The sequence below is a fragment of the Stenotrophomonas sp. UBA7606 genome (genome assembly GCF_002477705.1).
In the GTDB taxonomy this organism is placed as follows: Bacteria; Pseudomonadota; Gammaproteobacteria; order Xanthomonadales; family Xanthomonadaceae; genus Stenotrophomonas.
On the sequence record NZ_DLJW01000128.1, the window covers coordinates 25,690 to 46,867 of the forward strand.

At 65.5% G+C, this 21,178-nt stretch carries 20 protein-coding genes and 1 pseudogene; 12 read left to right on the forward strand and 9 right to left on the reverse strand.

From position 1 onward, the window contains the following. The first annotated feature begins 59 nt into the window (after positions 1-59). Positions 60-3,218 (forward strand): discoidin domain-containing protein, encoded by a 3,159-nt coding sequence (locus B2527_RS17490; protein WP_293716663.1) that lies wholly within the window; start codon positions 60-62, stop codon positions 3,216-3,218. Between the two features lie 146 nt (positions 3,219-3,364). Here B2527_RS17490 and eda read toward each other — a convergent pair whose 3' ends face one another. The 5 genes from eda to zwf all read right to left on the reverse strand — a co-directional run bounded on the left by eda (position 3,365) and on the right by zwf (position 9,333). After that, a complete protein-coding gene (gene eda / locus B2527_RS17495; RefSeq protein ID WP_293716664.1) occupies positions 3,365-4,024 on the reverse strand; it encodes a bifunctional 4-hydroxy-2-oxoglutarate aldolase/2-dehydro-3-deoxy-phosphogluconate aldolase in 660 nt (219 codons plus the stop codon). A 164-nt stretch (positions 4,025-4,188) separates the two neighbouring features. Further along, positions 4,189-6,105 carry a phosphogluconate dehydratase gene (gene edd / locus B2527_RS17500; protein WP_293716665.1) on the reverse strand — a complete coding sequence of 639 codons (1,917 nt, stop codon included), beginning with the start codon at positions 6,103-6,105 and terminating at the stop codon, positions 4,189-4,191. A 68-nt stretch (positions 6,106-6,173) separates the two neighbouring features. Beyond that, positions 6,174-6,893, reverse strand: a complete 720-nt coding sequence (locus B2527_RS17505; RefSeq protein WP_293716666.1) for a 6-phosphogluconolactonase — start codon at positions 6,891-6,893, stop codon at positions 6,174-6,176. Then, positions 6,890-7,897, reverse strand: coding sequence for a glucokinase (glk, locus tag B2527_RS17510; RefSeq protein ID WP_293716667.1), 1,008 nt, complete (start codon positions 7,895-7,897; stop codon positions 6,890-6,892). The genes B2527_RS17505 and glk overlap by 4 nt, the downstream gene beginning before the upstream one ends. Then, positions 7,894-9,333: a glucose-6-phosphate dehydrogenase gene (gene zwf / locus B2527_RS17515; protein ID WP_343124770.1), complete on the reverse strand. Its 1,440-nt coding sequence runs from the start codon at positions 9,331-9,333 to the stop codon at positions 7,894-7,896. Before zwf ends, glk begins: the two co-directional genes overlap by 4 nt. Before the next feature lie 320 nt (positions 9,334-9,653). On the opposite strand from zwf, the gene B2527_RS17520 reads away from it, so the two are divergent. Continuing rightward, on the forward strand, positions 9,654-10,754 hold the full coding sequence (locus B2527_RS17520; RefSeq protein ID WP_293716683.1) for an ABC transporter ATP-binding protein: 1,101 nt from the start codon (positions 9,654-9,656) through the stop codon (positions 10,752-10,754). A 207-nt stretch (positions 10,755-10,961) separates the two neighbouring features. Here B2527_RS17520 and B2527_RS17525 read toward each other — a convergent pair whose 3' ends face one another. Beyond that, positions 10,962-11,819 (reverse strand): YgfZ/GcvT domain-containing protein, encoded by an 858-nt coding sequence (locus tag B2527_RS17525; protein WP_293716669.1) that lies wholly within the window; start codon positions 11,817-11,819, stop codon positions 10,962-10,964. A 39-nt stretch (positions 11,820-11,858) separates the two neighbouring features. Between B2527_RS17525 and B2527_RS17530 the strand changes: the two genes are divergently transcribed. The 10 genes from B2527_RS17530 (at position 11,859) to B2527_RS17575 (ending at position 18,837) form a co-directional block, all read left to right on the forward strand. Beyond that, positions 11,859-12,032 (forward strand): DUF1674 domain-containing protein, encoded by a 174-nt coding sequence (locus B2527_RS17530; protein ID WP_293716670.1) that lies wholly within the window; start codon positions 11,859-11,861, stop codon positions 12,030-12,032. Between the two features lie 54 nt (positions 12,033-12,086). After that, positions 12,087-12,479: a succinate dehydrogenase, cytochrome b556 subunit gene (sdhC, locus tag B2527_RS17535; RefSeq protein WP_293716671.1), complete on the forward strand. Its 393-nt coding sequence runs from the start codon at positions 12,087-12,089 to the stop codon at positions 12,477-12,479. Continuing rightward, positions 12,476-12,859 (forward strand): succinate dehydrogenase, hydrophobic membrane anchor protein, encoded by a 384-nt coding sequence (sdhD, locus tag B2527_RS17540; protein WP_293716672.1) that lies wholly within the window; start codon positions 12,476-12,478, stop codon positions 12,857-12,859. The genes sdhC and sdhD overlap by 4 nt, the downstream gene beginning before the upstream one ends. Before the next feature lie 3 nt (positions 12,860-12,862). After that, positions 12,863-14,653, forward strand: coding sequence for a succinate dehydrogenase flavoprotein subunit (gene sdhA, locus B2527_RS17545; RefSeq protein ID WP_293716673.1), 1,791 nt, complete (start codon positions 12,863-12,865; stop codon positions 14,651-14,653). Positions 14,654-14,670: 17 nt separating this feature from the next. Then, a complete protein-coding gene (locus tag B2527_RS17550) occupies positions 14,671-15,456 on the forward strand; it encodes a succinate dehydrogenase iron-sulfur subunit (protein WP_293716674.1) in 786 nt (261 codons plus the stop codon). 184 nt (positions 15,457-15,640) lie between these two features. Next, positions 15,641-15,895 (forward strand): succinate dehydrogenase assembly factor 2, encoded by a 255-nt coding sequence (locus B2527_RS17555; RefSeq protein WP_293716675.1) that lies wholly within the window; start codon positions 15,641-15,643, stop codon positions 15,893-15,895. A 19-nt stretch (positions 15,896-15,914) separates the two neighbouring features. Then, positions 15,915-16,295: a hypothetical protein gene (locus tag B2527_RS17560; RefSeq protein WP_293716676.1), complete on the forward strand. Its 381-nt coding sequence runs from the start codon at positions 15,915-15,917 to the stop codon at positions 16,293-16,295. A gap of 23 nt (positions 16,296-16,318) precedes the next feature. Then, positions 16,319-17,560, forward strand: coding sequence for a lipoprotein-releasing ABC transporter permease subunit (locus B2527_RS17565; RefSeq protein ID WP_293716677.1), 1,242 nt, complete (start codon positions 16,319-16,321; stop codon positions 17,558-17,560). After that, a complete protein-coding gene (gene lolD, locus B2527_RS17570; protein WP_293716678.1) occupies positions 17,553-18,263 on the forward strand; it encodes a lipoprotein-releasing ABC transporter ATP-binding protein LolD in 711 nt (236 codons plus the stop codon). The genes B2527_RS17565 and lolD overlap by 8 nt, the downstream gene beginning before the upstream one ends. A 112-nt stretch (positions 18,264-18,375) precedes the next feature. Continuing rightward, complete coding sequence (locus B2527_RS17575; RefSeq protein ID WP_293716679.1) at positions 18,376-18,837, forward strand: DUF6491 family protein; 462 nt, start codon at positions 18,376-18,378, stop codon at positions 18,835-18,837. A 323-nt stretch (positions 18,838-19,160) separates the two neighbouring features. Here B2527_RS17575 and B2527_RS17580 read toward each other — a convergent pair whose 3' ends face one another. From B2527_RS17580 to B2527_RS17590, 3 genes and pseudogenes are all read right to left on the reverse strand, one after another. Next, a complete protein-coding gene (locus tag B2527_RS17580; RefSeq protein WP_293716680.1) occupies positions 19,161-19,436 on the reverse strand; it encodes an oxidative damage protection protein in 276 nt (91 codons plus the stop codon). Positions 19,437-19,453: 17 nt separating this feature from the next. After that, positions 19,454-20,509 carry an A/G-specific adenine glycosylase gene (gene mutY / locus B2527_RS17585; RefSeq protein ID WP_293716681.1) on the reverse strand — a complete coding sequence of 352 codons (1,056 nt, stop codon included), beginning with the start codon at positions 20,507-20,509 and terminating at the stop codon, positions 19,454-19,456. A gap of 177 nt (positions 20,510-20,686) precedes the next feature. Next, positions 20,687-21,178 (reverse strand): annotated as a pseudogene (locus B2527_RS17590) (signal recognition particle-docking protein FtsY); the annotation flags it as partial.

Sequence of the window (21,178 nt, forward strand, 5' to 3'; positions counted from 1 at the left end):
CAGGCCGCACTTCTTTGCGAAAATCCGGTGCTTGCCACCGGCAGTATTGGAACCTGGAAATGATCAAGCGTTGCTCCATTCTTGCGATTGCCGCCTTGCTGGGTGGCCTGGCCGCGCCGGCATATGCGGCAGTGCTCGCCAAGTTTGACGACGTCAATGCCTGGCAGCTGACCACATCGCCACAGGTCAGTGGATCGTTGCGCCCGGTGAGCGGCAACAGTGGCCGCGCCCTGTGCCTGGACTATGACTTCCATGAAGTCTCCGGCTATGCGGGTATCCGCCGGGCGGTGGACGTCAGCTGGCCGGAGAACTACCAGGTGTCGTTCGAGCTGCGTGGAGACTCGCCGGCCAACGACCTGCAGTTCAAGCTGGTCGATGCCAGCGGTGACAATGTGTGGTGGGTCAACAACACCGGCTACACGTTCCCGAAGAACTGGACCCGGGTGACCTACCGCAAGCGGCATATCGACAAGGCCTGGGGGCCGGACCCGGACAAGACCCTGCGCCGCAGCGCCGCGGTGGAGTTCACCATCTACAGCAAGGTGGGCGGACGCGGTACGGTCTGCTTCGACCAGCTGACAATGCAGCCACTGCCGAAGGAGGACACCTCGGCGCTGACCACCTCGGTGATCGCCGATACGGCTACCGCGCTGCAGCAGCGTATTTCCGATGGCAAGCCTGATACGGTCTGGATCAGTGGCGGCGTCAAGCAGCAGACCATCAGCCTGGACCTGGGCAAGGTGCGCGAATTCGGAGGAGCGGTGGTGCAATGGGTGCCCGGCCTGGAAGCGTCGCGTTACCTGGTGCAGGCATCGCGCGATGGCCGCGAATGGCGGAAGGTGCGCGAGGTAACTGCCGGGACCGGCGGCAAGGACTGGCTGGCCCTGCCTGAAACCGAAGCGCGCTACCTGCGCTTTGATCTGATCGACGGCCCCAACTGGCGTTACGGTATCCGCGACATCAGCTTGAAGCCCCTGGATTTTGCCGACACTCCCAACGACTTCGTCCGTAGCGTTGCGGCCGACCTGCCAAGAGGATCGTTGCCACGTGGTTTCAGTGGCGAGCAGTCCTATTGGACCTTGCTGGGTCTGGATGGCGGCAGCGACCAGGCATTGATCAGCGAGGATGGCGCGCTGGAAGCGGTGAAGTCGGGTTTCAGCATTGAGCCGTTCGTGCTGCTGGACGGCAAGATGATCAGCTGGGCCGACGTAAAAACGGTGCAGGGTCTGCTGGATGGCTACCTGCCGATGCCTTCGGTGGATTGGCAGCATGACGCAATGGGGCTGCAGGTCAGTGGCTTCGTGCAGGGACGCCCGGGGCAGTCGCAGCTGGTCGCGCGCTATCGCCTGCATAACACCGACAAGCAGGCGCATGACTACCAGCTGGCGCTGGCGGTGCGGCCGTTCCAGGTCAACCCACCTACCCAGTTCCTCAATACCGTCGGCGGCGTGAGCCGCATCAATACGCTTGCGGTGCAGGCCCAGCAGGTTGCGGTCAACGGCCAGCCGCGGGTCTTTGCGACGCAGGCTGCGGATGCTGTCTTCGCCAGTAGCTTCGACAGCAAGTTGGACGTGATCCACCTGGCAGCCAACCAGTTGCCGTCTGCACACGAGGCGCATGATGCGGATGGGCTGGCGTCCGGTGCGCTGGTTTACAAGTGGACGCTGGAGCCGGGCCAGAGCCGCGAGGTGGTGCTGGTGCTGCCACAGGCCGGCACCTGGCAGATGCCGGCACAGTTCGATGCCGACAAGGCACAGCAGCAGGTCGCGGCGATGTGGCGGCAGAAGCTGGACCAGGTGCAGCTGCAGTTGCCCGACGCCGGCCAGCCCTTGGCCAACACCCTGCGCACCGCGCTGGCGCATATGCTGATCTCGCGCGTGGGCCCCAGCCTGCAGCCGGGCACGCGCTCCTACGCGCGCAGCTGGATCCGCGACGGCGCGATGATTTCCGAAGGCCTGTTGCGGATGGGGCGCCGCGATGCGGTGCGCCAATACGTGGACTGGTATGCGCCCTACCAGTTTGAAAGTGGCATGGTGCCGTGTTGCGTGGATGCGCGCGGCAGCGATCCGGTGCCGGAAAACGACAGCCATGGCGAGCTGATCTACACCATCGCCGAGTACTGGCGGCATACCGGTGACATGGAGTTCCTGCAGCGCATGTGGCCGCATGTGCAGGGCGCGTGGCGCTACATGGAGCAGCTGCGGCTGAGCGAGCGCACCGAGGAAAACCGCGCGCGGCACCCGGGCTTCTACGGGATGATGCCGGTGTCGATCAGCCACGAAGGCTACTCGGCCAAGCCGGTGCATTCGTACTGGGACGACTTCTGGGCCCTGCGCGGTTACAAGGACGCGGCCGACATCGCGGTCGCGCTGGGCCATGAAGAGGACGCGGTGGCGATGTCCGCGTCGCGCGATGAGTTCCGTCAGGACCTCAACGACTCGCTGCTGGCGACGATGCAGGCGCACAACATCGACTTCCTGCCGGGGTCGGTGGAGCTGGGCGACTTTGATGCCACCTCGACCACCATCGCATTGGCACCGGGGGGCGAGCAGGGCAGGTTGCCGCAGCCGGCCTTGAACACTACCTTCGAACGCTACTGGGCGCAGTTCGTGGAGCGCCGTGATGGCAAGCGCCAGTGGAAGGATTACACCCCGTACGAATGGCGCAACGTCGCTGCCTTCGTCCGCCTGGGCTGGCGTAGCCGTGCCTGGGAAGCCACCGAGTTCTTCTTCAAGGACCGGGTACCGCCGGCATGGAACCAGTGGGCGGAGGTGGTTTCTTCAACGCCGCGTACGCCGTTCTTCGTGGGTGACCTGCCGCACGCCTGGGTGGCGTCGGATTTTGTCCGCTCGGCCTTGGACATGTTTGCCTACCAGCGCGAAGTGGACGATGCCATAGTGCTGGCGGCCGGCGTACCAACGGCATGGTTGAGCGGCAAGGGCATCGCGGTGGATGGGCTGCACAGCGCACATGGCACGGTGAAATATCGGCTGCTGCGCAGTGACCGGCAGCTGCTGCTGGAGGTGCCGCAGGGCCTGCAGTTGCCGGCCGGCGGCATCGTGCTGCCGTGGCCTTATGAGGGCGCGCCAGGTGCGGCGAGCATCAACGGTGAACCGGCGCAGTGGGAAGGCAGCGAGCTGCGGATCAGCAGCCTGCCGGCGAAGGTTGAGATCGAGGTCCCAGCAGACCAGCGTCGCAACGAGCGAAGCAAGCGCTGAATGCTTCTTGCCCCTTCTTTGCGCAGCAGGGGAGGGTCGGGGAGGGGTAGGCTTTGCTCCCTCCCTTGCGCAGCAGGGGAGGGCTGGGGAGGGGTAGGCTTCTGTCTCCGCCACTGCGCAGCTGCAGCCCCCTCCCTGCCGAGGACTCAGGCGCCGCGGGCCGCCTTGACGATGGCAGCCGCCGCAGCAGCGGACTGCTTCACCTCGTCCCACTGGCCGTTGCGGATCCACGCATCCTGCACCATCCACGAACCACCGATGCAGACCACGTTCTTCTGCGACAGGTAGTCGCCTGCAGTGGCTTCGGTGATGCCGCCGGTGGGGCAGAGCTTGAGCTCGGGGATCGGGCCGGCAACGCCCTTGATCATCGCCAGGCCGCCGACGGCGGTGGCCGGGAACAGTTTGCAGATCCGGAAGCCGCGGGCAACCAGCGCCAGCAGCTCGGTAGGCGAGGCGGCGCCGGGTACTACCGGCAGCGGTGCCTCGGCCAGCGCGTCGGCCATATGGGCCGGCGTGCCCGGGGTCACCAGGAAATCGGCGCCGGCATCGATGGCCTGCTGCATCTGTGCCACGGTCAGCACCGTGCCTGCGCCGACCACCACATCGGGCAGTTCGCGCTTGAGCATGGCCAGTGCTTCCATTGCCACCGGCGTGCGCAGGGTCAACTCGATGGCCGGCAGGCCGCCTTCAAGCAGGGCGGCGCTGACCGCACGGGCCTGGTCGAGGGTGTGCACAGTGACAACCGGCAGGATGCCTGCGGCGGTCAGCAGTTGCTCGGCGCGGTCCTGGTGCTTGGCAATACTCATGGTGTCCTCTCTTCAATCTGGTCTTGAGTGCCTTGATGCGGGCATCGGGAGTCGAAATTGGTGTTTCGCAACAGCGGCTGGCACAGCCGGATGCGACTTCGCGTTCCGTTGCGTTGTTCGGGGGCGGCGACCACGGTCGTCCGCGTATCCCCAATCCCGAATTTTCAGGCGTCCTTGGCTTCGTGCGGGGCCGCCGCGGCGGCGGCATCGTGGCCCAGGTCGTACTCGGCGTCGTATTCCCACAGGCTGCCGTCCGGGTGCATCGGGCCACAGGAGATCGACACCGCGCCCTGGTCGGCCGGGCCGACAATGCGGCGATTCATCGCGAACAGGTTGCGGCCCATGTCGGTGCCGGCCGGCGCAGTGTTGGCGGCGATGCCGCGTGCAGCCCATTCGGCGGCGTCCACCAATACCTCCAGGGTGCCGGCCTCACCGTCCAGGCGGATGATGTCGCCTTCGCGGATGCGGGCGATCGGGCCGCCGCGCGAGGCTTCCGGGGTGACGTGGATGGCGGCCGGGATCTTGCCGGAGGCACCGGACAGGCGTCCGTCGGTCACCAGCGCCACGCGCCGGCCCTGGTTCTGCAACAGGCCCAGCAACGGTGCCAGCGAGTGCAGCTCGGGCATGCCGTTGGAGCGCGGGCCCTGGTAACGGACCACGGCAACGAAGTCCTGCGGCAGCGCGCCGGCGGCGTGCAGCTTGTTCAATACCTGCGGTGCATCGACGACAACAGCCGGGGCTTCGATGCTGCGGTACTGCGGTTTCACTGCCGACAGCTTGATCAGTGAACGGCCGATATTGCCGCGCAGCAGGCGCAGACCGCCCTGTGATTCAAACGGATTGTTTGCCGGGCGCACCACGTCCTCGTCACCGCTGATGGCATCGGCCGGCACGTAGCTGACCTTGCCGTCGGTCAGTCGCGGCTCCTGTGCGAAGGCGCGCATGCCGCCCTCGGCGATGGTGGCCAGGTCGTCATGCATCAGGCCGGCGTCCATCAGCTCGCGGAACACGAAGCCGGGGCCACCGGCGGCGGCAAAGCGGTTCACGTCGGCGTCGCCGTTGGGGTAGACGCGGGCCAGCAGCGGCACGATCTGCGACAGCTCGTCCATGTCGTCCCAGGTCAGCACGATGCCTGCGGCACGGGCCACCGCGATCCAGTGGATGGTGTGGTTGGTGGAGCCGCCGGTTGCCATCAGTGCGACCACGGCGTTGACGATGGCGCGCTCGTCGATCAGGTGGCCAAACGGACGGAAGTCATTGCCCAAGGCACTGATATCCAGCGCACGTGCGGTGGCGGCGCGGGTCAGCGCATCACGCAGCGGCAGCTCGGGATTGACGAACGATGCGCCCGGCAGCTGCACGCCCATGGCTTCCAGCAGCACCTGGTTGGAGTTGGCGGTGCCATAGAAAGTGCAGGTGCCCGGGGCGTGGTAGGAGGCCGATTCGGCTTCCAGCAGTTCCTCGCGGGTGGCCTCGCCAGCGGCGTAGCGCTCGCGTACTTCGGCCTTCTTCTTGTTGGGGATGCCCGGGGTCATCGGGCCGGCTGGCACGAACACCGCCGGCAGGTGGCCGAACGCCAGCGCACCGATCAGCAGGCCGGGCACGATCTTGTCGCACACGCCCAGGTAGATGGTGGCGTCGAACATGTCATGGCTCAGGCCAATTGCGGTCGACTGGGCAATGATGTCGCGCGAGAACAGCGACAGCTCCATGCCGCCGCGGCCCTGGGTGACACCGTCGCACATCGCCGGCACGCCGCCGGCCACCTGCGCGGTGGCGCCCAGCTCGCGTGCGGCAGTGCGGATCAGCTCCGGGTAGTGCTCGAACGGCTGGTGTGCCGACAGCATGTCGTTGTAGGCGGTGATGATGCCCAGGTTGGGCGTCACGTCGCCGCGCAGGCGGTCCTTGTCGGTTGGCCCGCAAGCGGCAAAGGCATGGGCCAGGTTGCCGCAGCTCAGGCGCGAGCGGAACGGGCCCTGGCGGACGGCCGCATCAATGCCTGCCAGGTAGGCCGCGCGCGATTTTTCGCTGCGCTGGCGGATGCGTTCGGTGATGGCATGGATTTTCGGATGCAGGCTCATTGGCGGTCAGCTATTGGAAGGGCGGGCATGGCCCGCCGTGGAGCGAAAGGGGCAGACAGGTGCGGGGGTTATGCGCACCAGTGCACGCGCAGCGGGTTGCCGGGGGCGTTGATCGCCGCCAGCACCGGGTACTGCTCGATGTCGTTGCTGGCCAGCACCGTTTCCAGCACGTCCAGCTTCTGCTTGCCACGCAGCAACAACAGGCGGTTGGGGATAGGCGCCAGGCCGGCGGGGGTCAGGGTGATGCGCAGGTGCCAGTGCTTGGCCACCGGGCAGCCGGTGGCGTCCAGCGCGGCGTAGGGGTGGGTGCTGGCCAGTGCATGCGGCAGGTCCTTGGACCCGGGGAACAGCGAAGCGGTATGGCCATCATTGCCCATGCCCAGCACCACCAGGCACGGCGGGCGCGAGTGCTCGGCCATCAGGTTGGCGGTATGCACGCAGTCGGCGATCGACTGGCCGACGCGCACCAATGGATCGAAGTGCGCGCCCTCGGCACGGTTGAGGAAGCTGTCGCGTACCAGCCAGGCATTGCTGTCGTGGTCCTGCGGTGAAAGCCAGCGTTCATCGGCCAGGCCAACTTCCACACGCGCCCATTCCAGGGGGTGCTCGGTCAGGCGCTGATAGGCCGGCGCAGGCGTGGTGCCGCCGGACAGCAGCATGCGCGCGCGCCCATGGTTGGCGATGTCCTGTTCCAGCAAGCCCGCCATTTCGGCGGCCACACCCTCGATCCAGGCCTCGTCATCGGCGTGGCGGATGAGGGTTACGCGGTCGGAAATAGCGGCGGTCATGCAGTTGCTCCAAGGCTTGCCCGTTGCATGTCCAGCGCATAGGCGGCGGCACCCAGCAGGCCGGGGTTGGGGTGGACGATAGCCATGGACGGAATCTGCGACATGGTCGCGCTGAAACGTCCCTTGCTTTCAAAACGTTGGCGGAAGCCGGAGTGCTGCAACTGCTGCAGCAGGCGTGGTACCAGGCCACCGGTGAGGAACACGCCATCCCAGGCACCCTGTACCAGTACCGCATCACCGGCCACGGCGCCGAAGATCTCCAGGAACACCTCCACCGCGCGTACCGCCACCGGGTCACCTTCAGCGGCTGCGGCGGTGACGCCGGACGGCTGCAGCAGGCCCGGGTCGGTGGCAGCCATCTCGCTGAGGGCGCGATGGATGTTGACCAGGCCGGGGCCGCAGACCAGGCGCTCGTTGGAGACCCGGCCGAACTGTGCCGACAGGATCTCCAGGATGCGTATCTGCTCCGGCGAGGCCGGGGCGAAGCTGGCATGGCCGCCTTCGGTGGCCAGTGGGTAGTTGCGCCCGTCGCGCACCACCAGCCCGCCCACGCCCAGACCGGTGCCCGGGCCGAGCACGCAATAGTTGCGTGGCTGGTCGCTGCCAGCCGGCTGCCAGCTGGCGCCGCCGACCTGGACCACGTCGTCATTGCCAAGCAGGGCAATGCACATGGCCTGGGCGACGAAGTCGTTGATCAGGTGCAGCTCGTTGAAGCCGAGCTGGGCGCGCGTGCGGGAGTTGGAAATGACCCACGGATGATTGGTGATACGAGCTTCATCGCCATCGACGCGGCCGGCGACGGCAAACACGCCGCTGTGCGCGCTGGCACCCCGTTCCTGCAGGTAATGGGCGGCCGCATCGGCCAGTGACGCAAACTGCGTCACCGGGTATTCGTCGATGCTGGCCTGGTCCAGCGGGGTGGCTGCGCGCAGGTCAGCCAGTGCGAAGCGGGCGTTGGTGCCGCCGATGTCGGCGACCAGTACGCAGCCAGCCTCCGGGCTCACAGGCCCGGCTCCGCACCTTCTTCATTGGCCAGGGCGGCGGGTAGGAAATGGCCGGACTGCAGCGGGCCCCAACTACCGGCCGGATAGGGTTCCATCGGCAGGTTGGCGGCCTTCCAGGCGTCGCTGACGCTGTCGATCCAGGCCCAGGCCGCGCGTACTTCGTCATCGCGCACGAACAGTGCGTGGTTGCCATTGAACGCATCCAGGAACAGGCGCTCGTACGCGATGCGGCGGTGCAGGCCGGTGGGCACGGACAGTTCCAGTTCCAGCGGCTGCAGTTCCAGTGCGCCCCATTCCGGGCCGGCCAGCGAGCTCATCAGGCCCAGCTGGATGTTTTCCTGCGGCTGCAACTGGAAGGTCAGGCGGTTGGGGGTCGCATTCCTGCGGTCGGGGCGCTCGAACAGCCAGTGGGTGACCGGCTTGAGGTTGACCTCGATGCGGGTGGTACGTTCCGGCAGGCGCTTGCCGGTGACCAGGTGGAATGGCACGCCGGCCCAGCGCCAGTTGTCGATATGGGCGGTGACACCAACGAAGGTTTCGGCCTCGCTGCCTTCCGGCGGCTGGTAGGCCTGTGCTGGCTGGCCATTGATGGTGCCGGCGGTATAGCGCGCGCGCACGCTGTCCTTGGCCGCGTGCTTGGCGTCCAGCGGGCGCAGCGCACGCAGCACCTTCACCTTCTCATCGCGGATGCGATCGGCCTCCAGCGATGCCGGCGGCTCCATCGCCACCAGGCACAGCAGCTGCAGGATATGGCTCTGCACCATGTCGCGCAGCGCGCCGGAGCGCGAGTAATACGAGTCGCGGCCATCCACACCGTCGCTCTCGGCCACGAGGATGTGCACCGATTCGATGTAGTTGCGGTTCCAGACCGCTTCCAGAAGCGTATTGCCGAAGCGCAGCGCCATCAGGTTCTGGACGGCGGCCTTGCCCAGGTAGTGGTCCAGGCGGAACACGCGGTCTTCGTCGATCAGCTTGCCGATGGACTGCAGGATTTCCTCGGCGCTGTCGCTGTCCGAGCCGATCGGCTTTTCCAGCATCAGGCGGTTGGGGGCGGCCAGTGCGCCGCCAAGGGACAGGCCTTCGCAGGTGGAGATGTACAGGCCGGGCGGAATGGCCAGGTAGCTGACGCACTTGCGGTGCACCAGGTCCTTCACGGCTTCGGCCACGGATTCGGCGTTGCGCAGGTCCACCGAGCGGTAGTCGATGCGGCGCAGCAGGTTGTTGATGTCATCCTGGCTGGCCTGCGGCATGGCCTGTTCCAGGCGCGGGCGCAGGATGTCATGGAATTTCGCGGTGTCGTGCGGCGACAGCGCCAGCGCACGCACACGGAAATCCTCGGGGAGCAGGCCGTCGCCAAGCAGGCGAAGCAGGGACGGGAACAGGTAACGCTGGGCCAGATCGCCTGTGGCACCGAACAGGAAAAGGGTGTCGTGCATGGCTCGAGTTTCGTGTGCGGATGACATCGTTGTCAATTATTTGTATGCGGGGCGTTCGCCCATAGCGGGCGGTGCCTGGCGGGTGCCGTCTGTTGCCAGCCGGCGGGCTGCTTCATGGCAATGCAAACGCCTGCCCGGGCGGGAGTTGGCCCGCTGCCGGTGCCGGGGAGGGCATGCCACGAAGGGAGTATGGATGGTGCCATATGAATATGCTTAACGTGCGTGTGGTTTCGGATGTATACGATTGCAACCCGGTGTTCGGTGCTGGCAGTGCCAGCTGTTCGCAGCCCGTGCAGGGCAAGCTGATGAGGTGGGCGTTGATGGCCAAGGTGCAGTTCGATGGCGTACGGAAGGTCTATGACAACGGACAGGTGGCCGTGCATGGCGCTACGTTCGATATCGCCGACGGCGAGTTGATGGTGTTGGTAGGACCTTCGGGGTGCGGCAAATCCACGCTGCTGCGCATGGTGGCGGGGCTGGAAGAGATCAGCGCCGGCACCCTGCGCATCGGCGAGCGTGTGGTCAACGACGTGGCGCCGAAAGATCGCGACATCGCCATGGTGTTCCAGAATTACGCGCTGTACCCGCATATGACCGTGGCCGAGAACCTCGCCTTCGGGCTGAAGCTGCGCGGGCACGGCAAGGCCGAGGTACAACGGCGGGTGCAGCAGTCCGCCGAGGCGCTGGGCTTGACCTCGATGCTGGACAAGCTGCCGCGCGCCATGTCCGGCGGGCAGCGCCAGCGTGTGGCCCTGGGGCGGGCGCTGGTGCGTGAGCCTTCGGTGTTCCTGCTGGATGAGCCGCTCTCCAATCTTGACGCGAAGCTGCGCCATTCGGTGCGTACCGAGATCGCCCAACTGCACCGCACGCTGGGCACGACGATGATCTACGTCACCCATGACCAGGTGGAGGCAATGACATTGGGACAGCGCATCGTGGTGCTCAATGAGGGGCGTATCCAGCAGATAGACACGCCCATGGCCTTGTACGAACGCCCCGCCAATCTGTTTGTTGCCGGTTTCCTTGGCAGCCCCGCGATGAATGTGCTGCGCGGCACCCTGCAGCGCGGGGTTGGGGGTGTGGTGCTGCGGCTGGCGGATGGGGGCGAGCTGCCGCTGGGCTCGGCGATGGTCGATCCGGCGTGGCTGGGGAGCGCAATGGCTGTTGGCATGCGTCCGGAGCATCTGCAGCCAGGACAGGGCGAGGCGTCGTTCATGGCCCGCATCGAGGGCATCGAGCCGGTGGGGAATGAAATTTTCGTCAACCTGCAGGCGGCCGGGCAGGCGCTGGTGATGCGGGTAGCACCGCAGACGCTGCCGGCAGTGGGGCAGGAGATATCGGTACAGGCGCTGTCCGGTGCACTGCATTTCTTTGACGCGGACAACGGTGAGCGGATCGGGGCGCAGCGTCAGGCGGCGTGAACTGCAGTGGCATACGGCCCGTCACCGCTTGCACGCCTTCTTGGTTGCGTAGCACCGGGGTGGTTCGGCCTTTGCCGGCCCCCCCGTTTCACGGCTCCTGCAGCTTGTGCGTCCTCCCTTTTGCGCAGCAAGGGGGAGGGCGGGGGAGGGGGCAATGTGTTTGGCGGAGCGCGAGCTGCGCGGCTTGCGTTATTGCTGCCAGTGGGGTCAGCGGGCGAGCCCATCCACTAGCGCGGCGATCCGCGTGGCGGCGGCGCGGATCTGCAGTTCGCCCTCGGTCAGTTCCAGCGGCAATACCGCCAGGGCGAGGTTGCCGGCGGCGCTGGCTACGCTGCCGATTGCTGCGCCTGCCTGCTCGACGCCGTCGCCAGGCGCCACCACGCCATCACACTCCAACAGCGCCAGCGAGCGCTTGGCCTTGCCCAGGAAGTGGGTGCGGGCGACGATTTCCTGGCCCGGATAGCAGCCCTTCTTCACGCTGTAGGCGGCCAATCTGTCCAGGCCCAACTGCTGCGGCGTCCATTGCTCACGCTGCGCCTCCACCAGCCGCGGCAGACCCAAGCGCAGGTCGCTCCGGCGCCAGATCAGCGCTTCGGCGTCGCTGGCGGCGTCGGCTGCGGCACCCAGGTGCAGGCTGCGGGGCAGGGCAGCGCAGCCGACATCGAGTTCGATCACGCCATCGTCAAGTTGCGCAATTACCGCGCTCTGCGCGGAAACCGGTGCGTGCAGTGCGCCGCTGACCGGCAGGTTGTCTGCAAGGCTGATGACGACCTTGCGGCGGAATACGAAACGCCGCAACTGCTCGGCCATGGCCTCGGCGCCGCCGTCGTGGCAGACCAGCAGCAGCCTGCCTGTATCCACCCGAACCAGCTGAAAGATAGACAGCACGCGGCCCTTGGCTGTCAGCCAGGTACTCCATTGCCAGTGTCCGTCGGCCAATGACGGCACGTCGTTGGCGAACTGCGCTTGTGCGAAAGCCACCGCATCCGGCCCGGAAAGAGAGAGCACCTGGGCGTGCGGGAGTGTGCGGAAACCGTTGAAAGCAGGGGCGAGGTTGTCAGACACGGTGCTGGGGACTAAAATTTGTGCGTTGCGAGACCGACAATGATAGGCCAAACAACCCCCACTCCCGAGCCCGAAGCTGAAGCCCCGCTGCCCCCCGACAAGCAACCGCTTGCCGAGGTCGTACCGGAGCAGAAGGAAATAGGCGGCCGCGGCGGACTTGATCCGGTGCGGTACGGCGATTGGGAGAAAAACGGGCGCTGCATCGATTTCTGAGCAGCGTTGAGCCAACGCGGCATTGAGCCGCCCAGCCGAGATACGAGTCAGCGAATGGCGAACAGACCCCGCCCCCTTTCTCCGCACCTGCAGGTGTATCGCTGGCAGATCCAGATGGCCACCTCGATCCTGCATCGAGCCACCGGCATCATTCTGGCTGTCGGCGCCCTGATCATCGCAGGCGGTTTGCTCGCCCTGATGATGGGCCCTGAGTCCTGGAACTGCTTCACCACCCATGCCAGTGCCTGGTACGGCAAGGTGATCCTGTTCGGTTGGACCTGGTGTTTCGCCTACCACCTGTGCAACGGCATCCGCCACATCGTGCAGGATTTCGCCATCGGCTATGCCAAGCCGACCTTCATCCGCAGCAGCTGGATCTCGGTGATCGCCTCGCTGGTCATCACCGCGCTGATCTGGGCCTATGTCTGCATGGGAGCGACCGCATGAGCAAGTTCCGTACCCCGCTCAAGAATGCGCGTGGCCTTGGCAGCTCCAAGTCCGGTACCGAGCACTTCATCCATCAGCGCCTGACCGCCACCGCGCTGGTCGCACTGACCATCTGGTTCCTGTGCCTGGTGCTGAGCCTGATCGGCGCTGACTACGTCACCGCGGTGGAAGCGGTGTCCAAGCCGTGGAACGCGATCCTGCTGGTCGGCTTCCTGGTCGCCATGTTCTGGCACGCCCAGCTTGGCCTGCAGGTGGTCCTGGAGGACTACATCCACAACTCGCTGATGGCCCTGGCCTTGCAGACCACGGTGAAGTTCATCGCCGTGCTCGGCGCCATCGTCAGCATCTTTGCGGTCGCCCGCATCGCGCTTGGGAACTGATACATGTCCGCTTACAACATCACAGAACACAAGGTTGACATGGTGGTCGTCGGCGCCGGCGGCGCTGGCCTGCGTGCGACCTTTGGCCTGGCCCAGAAGGGCCTGCAGACCGTCTGCATCACCAAGGTCTTCCCGACCCGCTCGCACACCGTGGCAGCGCAGGGTGGCATCTCCGCCGCGCTGGCCAACATGGGCGAGGACGACTGGCGCTACCACTTCTACGACACCATCAAGGGGTCGGATTGGCTGGGCGACCAGGACGCCATCGAGTACATGTGCCGTGAGGCCATCCCGGCCATCATCGAGCTGGAGCACTACGGCGTTCCGTTCTCGCGCACCGAAGAGGGCAAGATCTACCAGCGTCCGTTCGGTGGCATGACCACCAAATACGGTGAAGGCCCGTCCGCGCAGCGTACCTGCGCGGCCGCCGACCGTACCGGCCACGCCATCCTGCACACCCTGTACCAGCAGTCGCTGGCGCACAACGCGCAGTTCATGATCGAGTACTTCGCACTCGACCTGATCTTCGACGACGAAGGCGTCTGCCGCGGCGTGCTCGCCCTGGACATGGCCGAAGGCACCCTGCACCTGTTCCGTTCGCAGGGCGTGGTGCTGGCAACCGGCGGCTACGGCCGGGCCTACTTCAGCGCCACCTCGGCACACACCTGTACCGGTGACGGCGGTGGCCTGGTGGCCCGTGCCGGCCTGCCGCTGCAGGACATGGAATTCGTGCAGTTCCACCCGACCGGCATCTACGGCGCCGGATGCCTGATCACCGAAGGTGTGCGAGGCGAGGGCGGCATCCTGCGCAACAGCAGTGGCGAGCGCTTCATGGAGCGCTATGCACCGCATTACAAGGATCTGGCATCGCGTGACGTGGTGTCGCGCTCGATGACCATCGAAATCCGCGAAGGCCGTGGCGTCGGCGAGCACAAGGATCACATCCTGCTCGACCTGACCCACCTGGGCCCGGGCGTGATCGACAAGAAGCTGCCGGGTATTGCCGAAAGCGCACGCATCTTCGCAGGCGTGGACGTGCACAAGCAGCCGATTCCGGTCATCCCGACCGTGCACTACAACATGGGCGGCATCCCGACCAACTACCACGGTGAAGTGGTGCGCAAGGTCGGCGACAACCCCGATGCGGTTGTGCCGGGCCTGTACGCCATCGGCGAAGCTGCCTGCGTGTCGGTGCACGGCGCCAACCGCCTGGGTTCCAACTCGTTGCTCGACCTTGTGGTGTTCGGCCGCGCCGTGGCCAACCGTTGCGCCGAGACGATCAAGCCGGGCGCCTCGCACAAGACCCTGCCGTCCGATGCCTGCGACAAGGCACTGGGCTTGCTGGACAAACTGCGCCACGCCAACGGCGACACCCCGACTGCCGTCATCCGTGACCGCATGCAGCGCACGATGCAGGCCGACGCCGCCGTGTTCCGCACCAGCAAGACGCTGGAAGAGGGCTGCCAGAAGATGGCCGAAGTGTTCGATTCGTTCCAGGACGTCAAGGTTTCCGACCGCTCGCTGGTCTGGAACTCCGACCTGATCGAAACCTACGAGCTGAACAACCTGCTGCTCAACGCCGTTGCCACCATCAACTCGGCCGAGCAGCGCAAGGAAAGCCGTGGCGCCCACGCGCACGAGGACTTCCCGGACCGCGACGACGTCAACTGGCAGAAGCACACGCTGGTCACCGTCGACGACAAGGGCAAGTGCAGCTTCGATTACCGCCCGGTGCACATGTACACGCTCAGCGATGACGTGTCCGTGGTGCCGCCGAAGCCGCGCGTCTACTGATCCGGGGAACTACGAACATGGCTGAATTTTCTCTTCCCAAGAACTCCCAGGTCACCAAGGGCAAGCACTTCCCGGTCAAGGGTGGTGGCAAGAACCTGCGCACCTTCAAGATCTACCGTTGGAGCCCGGATGACGACCAGAACCCGCGTACCGACACCTACGAGATCGATCTCGATGCGTGCGGCCCGATGGTTCTGGACGCGCTGATCAAGATCAAGAACGAGATTGATCCGACCCTGACCTTCCGCCGCTCCTGCCGCGAAGGCATCTGCGGTTCGTGCGCGATGAACATCGACGGCACCAATACCCTGGCCTGTACCCGTGCCATTGCCGATTGCGCCAAGGCCGAGGTGCCGATCTACCCGCTGCCGCACATGGACGTGGTCAAGGATCTGGTTCCGGACCTGACCCACTTCTACGCGCAGTACGCTTCGATCAAGCCGTGGATCCGTACCCAGACCCCGGCACCGCCGGATCGCGAACGCCTGCAGTCGCCGGAAGACCGCGAGAAGCTGGACGGTCTGTACGAGTGCATCCTGTGCGCCTGCTGCTCGACCAGCTGCCCAAGCTACTGGTGGAACGGCGAGCGTTACCTGGGCCCGGCGATCCTGCTGCAGGCCTACCGCTGGATCATCGACTCGCGTGATGAAGACACCGGCGCACGCCTGGACGACCTGGAAGATCCGTTCAAGCTGTACCGCTGCCACACCATCATGAACTGCGCACGCACCTGCCCGAAGGGCTTGAACCCGGCACTGGCAATCGCCGAGATCAAGAAGTTGATGATGGCCCGCCGCGCTTGATGCGTCATGCCTTCTCCCCTCGGGAGAAGAGCCTGTCCCCGCGAAGGCGGGGATGCCCCGTAGGGGCGGATGAGGGTCCGGGCGAAGCCTGCTGCCCTCGATTTCGCAGGAGCTTCGCTCCAACCCTCACCCCAACCCCTCTCCCTGTGGGAGAGGGGCTTTGGTATCAGAGGTATCCGAAGCCATGCAGACCGAAGACGAAATCCTGTTGAAGAAACTGCGCTGGCGTTGCCGCCGTGGCATGCGCGAGCTGGACCAGCTTTTCGGTCGGTATCTTGACCGCCGCTGGCTGGATGCGCCGGCTGAAGAGCGCGCGGTTTTCCTGCAGTTGCTGGACACCGAGGACGATAAGTTGTGGCGCTGGTCCATGGGCTACGAGGCCTGTCCCGATGCCACGCAGGCAGCACTCATCAGTTACATCCGCGCCCTTCCGGTGTGAGTGGCGTCCCTCGCGCTGGTTGACCGGCGCTTTGCTGGGCCTGTCGTTGCTGGCGGCCGTTGCCCTGTTGAACTGCGATCTTGAATTGCACCTGGCCTGGCCGCTGGCCATCGCGGTGCTGCTGCTGGGTGCGCACCAGGTGCGGGCCGAAGCCCGCAAGCCCGCGCGTCAGCTGCTGCTGCCGTCGCCGCCAGCCCCGATGTGCGTCGATGGGGTGAGCGTGCAGGGCCCGGTTCTGCTGGAACGCGGTCCACTGCTGTTGTTGCGTTGGCACCAGGGCAGGCGCCGCCATCAGCTGCTGTTCTGGCCCGATACCCTGCCGCGCGCCCGGCGACGTGAACTGCGACTGGCCGTTCGTGCGCATGGCGTTTCCCGCAGGCCGGCGTCGGTGGCACCATAGCGACACCTTCCGGGCCCAAACGCATGTTCAAACCCTTACCCGTCGCAATCGGATTGCGCTACCTGCGAGCCAAGCGCCGCAACGGCTTCATTTCCTTCATCTCGATGGCATCGATCCTCGGCATTGCGCTGGGCGTCACGGTGCTGATCACCACGCTGGCGGTGATGAGCGGTTTCCAGAAGGAAATCCGCGACCGCCTGCTGCAGATGTCGGCCCATGCCACGGTCAGTGCCGATGGCGAGCCAATGGCCAACTGGCAGCACGCCATCGATGTGGCAACCAAGGACCCGCGTGTTGCCGGTGCCGCGCCTTATATCGAGATCCAGGGCATGTTGTCCGGCGCCCGGGTGCAGGGTGCCATCGTGCAGGGCATCGACCCGGCGCAGGAATCCAAGGTGTCGGTGTTGGCCGAGAAAATGACCAAGGGTTCGCTGGACGACCTGAAGCCCGGCGAGTTCAACATCGTGCTGGGGAAGGAACTGGCAATCTGGTTGGGCGTGGATGTCGGCGACAACGTGGTCGCCACCCTGGCCGAGGTGCAGGGCACGCCGATGGGGGCGATGCCGCGGGTCAAGCGCTTCACTGTCAGTGGCATCTTCGAGGCGGGTTCCAACGAAGTGGATCGCGGCGTCGCCTTCACCAACATGCAGGACATGGAACGCGTGCTGCGCATGGACGGCGTTACCGGCGTGCGCCTGAAGATGCATGACATGGACCAGGCCTATACGGTGGCACGCGATCTGGCGGTCAACCTCAACGGCTACTACCGGGTCAGCGACTGGACCCAGGAAAACGCCAACCTCTACCACTCGCTGCGCATGGAAAAGACGGTGATGGGCATCCTGCTGTCGCTGATCATCGCCATGGGCGCGTTCAACCTGGTGTCCTCGCAGGTGATGCTGGTTACCGACAAGCAGGCCGACATCGCGATCCTGCGTACGCTGGGTCTCACGCCCGGCGGGGTGATGCAGGTGTTCATGGTGCAGGGCACCTTGATCGGCGTGTTCGGCACCATTGCCGGCGTCATTGGTGGTATCGCACTGACCTTGAACCTGGAGCGCATCCTTGGCCTGATCGAGTCCGCCTTCAACATCAAGTTGCTGCCGGAGGACGTGTATTACATCACCGGCCTGCCGACCGACATGCAGACCGGCGACATCGTCACCATCACCGTGGTGGCCCTGCTGATGAGTTTTGCAGCGACCTTGTACCCGGCGTGGCGTGCGGCCCGCACCCAGCCGGCGGAGGCGCTGCGCTATGAATGAGAAAGCATTGATGGAATCGGTTATCCGCGCCGAAGGCCTCGGCAAGACCTATGCCGAGGGCAAGATGCATACGCCGGTGTTCGACGGGCTGGATCTGGATGTGGCCGCCGGCGAGACCGTGGCCATCGTCGGTGCCTCCGGCGCGGGCAAGAGCACGTTGCTGCACCTGCTGGGCGGGTTGGACATTCCGACGGCCGGCGAGGTGTATGTTGCCGGGCAACGGATGTCAGCCCTGTCCGATACCGAACGTGGCCGGCTGCGCAACCGCTCGTTGGGCTTCGTCTACCAGTTCCACCACCTGCTGCCAGAGTTCACCGCGCTGGAAAACGTGATGATGCCGGTGATGCTGGGGGGGCGCGATGCGGCTGGTGCCAGCCAGCGCGCCAAGGCGCTGCTGGAATCGGTGGGTCTTGGGCACCGTCTTGAGCACAAGCCCGGGGAGCTGTCCGGCGGTGAGCGGCAGCGCGCCGCGGTGGCACGTGCGTTGGTCAACCAGCCCGCCTGCGTGTTGGGTGACGAGCCCACAGGCAACCTGGACGACAAAACCGCAGCCACCGTTTTCGAACTGATGCTGGAACTCAACCGTGCCCAGCGCACCAGTCTGGTGCTGGTTACCCACGACCGTGGCCTGGCGCGCAAGCTGGACCGCGTTCTGGAGCTGCGCCAGGGACGTTTGTACCAGCTGGCACGCAGCGAAGTCTGAGCTGGCACGGCTGCTGAACGGTTTTTGCGACAGCTCGCGTTTACCCGTGTTCAGGTGGATGATGGGGTCCTTGGTTCCGCTGTACCCGTCGTTCCGTGTGAGGAGTAGTGCCATGAAAAAAATGCTGGTCGCGGCAATGCTGGCCGCAACGTTGGCAGGCTGTGCAACCACGGGAAAACTGAGCAGTGACGAGCGGCTGCAGCTCTATCGCAGCCATGCCGGTGCGCCCGTCAACAGTTTCAAGTACTTTGGATCGCTCAATGGCTGGACGGAGTTGGGCGACAGCGCTCTGGCCGTATGGACCCGGCCCAACGAGGCCTGGTTGTTGAACCTGGGTGGCCCGTGCATGGATCTGTCGTATGCGCCCGCGATCACCGTGACCAACATGATGGGGCAGGTATCGGCGCGGTTTGATCGGGTGATCGTGCATGGCAGCGGCCCGATGGCACACGTACCTTGCCGGATCGACAGCATCCAGCCGCTGGACGTAAAAGCGCTGCGTGCATCCGAGAAGGAAATGCGCGAGGCCAAGATCGCCGAACGTGCCGCCGACCAAGGCGGCGAAACGAACTGACGTAGGCACGACACGTAGTGCGACTGCGTTGAGGGGCCGCGTTGAGCCCCTCTCCCGTTTTACGGGAGAGGGGTTGGGGTGAGGGCCGCTTTCGGGCTTTGCCGGTAAAGCTTCTGCCGAGCATGGCTCGGCACTACATGTGACACGACTTCGTTGGGGCTGGATCGAGCCCTTCTCCCGTTTACGGGGTGAGAGGACAGCTTGCGAGCCATTGGTTCGCTGCTCATCGAACGCCCTTGCGCGAGGGCTGGGGCGCGGGCAGCTTTGCAGCTTTATCGGGAAAGCCTATGCCGAGCATGGCTCGGCACTGCCGGTGTTTGGTTTTACGGTGCTTCCGGGGCGACGTAGCCGGCCGGCTTTTCCGCACCGCCGGCGAACAGATATTTCACCAGCTCTTCCTCAAGGAAGGCGCGGTGCTTCGGGTCGCGCGGCGACAGCCGGTTCTCATTGATCAGCATGGTCTGGTGCGCCAGCCATGCGGCCCAGGCCTGCTTGCCGATGTTGGCGAAAATGCGCTGGCCCAGTTCGCCCGGATAGGGCACGAAATCCAGACCCTCGGTTTCGCGTTGTTCGTATTGGCAGAAGACGGAGCGGGGCATGGTGGTGTCCTGTCGAATCAATGTGCCGGATGACGATCCAGCAGTTTGCGGATGGGGGCGGGAAGGCCGAGTGCGGCCAGTTCGTCACGCGCTACCCAGCGTAGATCGGCATTGTCACCGACCTTGGACTTGAGTGCGACCTTGCGCAGGTGCAGCGTCTGCAGATGCAGGCGGTAATGGCTGAAGGTGTGCACGATCAGCGGCAGCTCGTTGGCGTTGTCGTAATCGCCCTTCACCGTGGCGGCGAACCATTCGCGTAGTTCGGTGTCGGTCTCGGCCTGCGGCAGGGTCCACAGCGAGGCCCAGATGCCGGTGGGAGGGCGCTTGAGCAACAGGATGCGGCCTTGTGCGTCTTCCAGCAGCAGCGCACTGGCCTCGCGTTCGGGCAGCACCTTGCTGGGTTTGGGGGTTGGCAGCGCATCGACCAGACCCTGCGCATGCGCGGCGCAATTGTTCTGCAGCGGGCACAGGATGCAGGCGGGCTTTGCCCGCGTGCACAGGGTGGCGCCGAAGTCCATCTGCGCCTGGGTGTAGTCGGCCATGCGCCCGGTCGGTACCTGCGTGACATGGGCCTGGGCTTGCGCCCACAGTTGCTTCTCGATGGCGGGCTGGCCGGGAAAGCCGCTGATGCCGTGATAGCGCGTCAAGACGCGCTTGACGTTGCCATCGAGGATGGCGAACGGGTCGTTCCAGGCTTGGCTGAGGATGGCCCCGGCGGTGCTGCGGCCTATGCCGGGCAGGGCGAGCAGGGCATCGAAATCGCGCGGCAGTTCGCCGCCGTGCAGCTCGACGCATTGCCTGGCTGCGGCATGCAGGTTGCGGGCGCGCGCGTAGTAGCCCAGGCCGGCCCAATGCGCCATCAACGTATCGTTGTCGGTCGCGGCAAGGTCGGCCAGCGTCGGGAAGGACTGTATGAAGCGCTGGAAGTACGGGATGACCGTGGCGACCTGGGTCTGCTGCAACATGATTTCCGACAGCCACACCCGGTAGGGCGAGCGCGGATGCTGCCAGGGCAGATCGTGGCGGCCGTGCTGGTCGAACCAGGTCAGGAGTTGGCTGGGGAAGTTGGGCATGGGCTCGCAGGCGATGGCTGGCGATTGCAGCTAGTCCCTTCTCCCGTTTACGGGAGAAGAGCCTGTCCCCGCGAAGGCGGGGATGCCCCTGAAGGGGCGGATGAGGGGAGCTCTTGCTTCTGCTCGTAGAGCTTACCCTCACCCCAACCCCTCTCCCGGCGGGAGAGGGGCTTTGGATCAGTTGCCGCCCAAGGCCTGCGGCAGCAGCGCATCGACGAAGGCTTCGGCGTCAAACACGCGCAGGTCTTCCGGGCGCTCGCCGATGCCGGCGAAGCGGATCGGGATGCCGAACTCGCGGGCCAGTGCGAACACCACGCCGCCCTTGGCGGTGCCGTCCAGCTTGGTTACCACCAGGCCGGTGACGCCGGCAGCGGCGTGGAACTGGCGCAGCTGCGAGAGCGCGTTCTGGCCGGTGGTGCCGTCGATCACCATCAGCACTTCGTGCGGTGCGGTGTCGTCGATCTTGCCCAGCACGCGGCGGATCTTGCTCAGCTCGTTCATCAGCCCGGTCTGGGTATGCAGGCGGCCGGCGGTGTCGGCGATCAGCACGCTGGTGCCGCGCGCCTTGCCGGCCTGCAGGGCATCAAAGGCGACCGATGCGGCATCGGCGTTCTGGCCCTGGGCGACCACGGCCACGCCGTTGCGCTCGCCCCAGATCTGCAGCTGGGC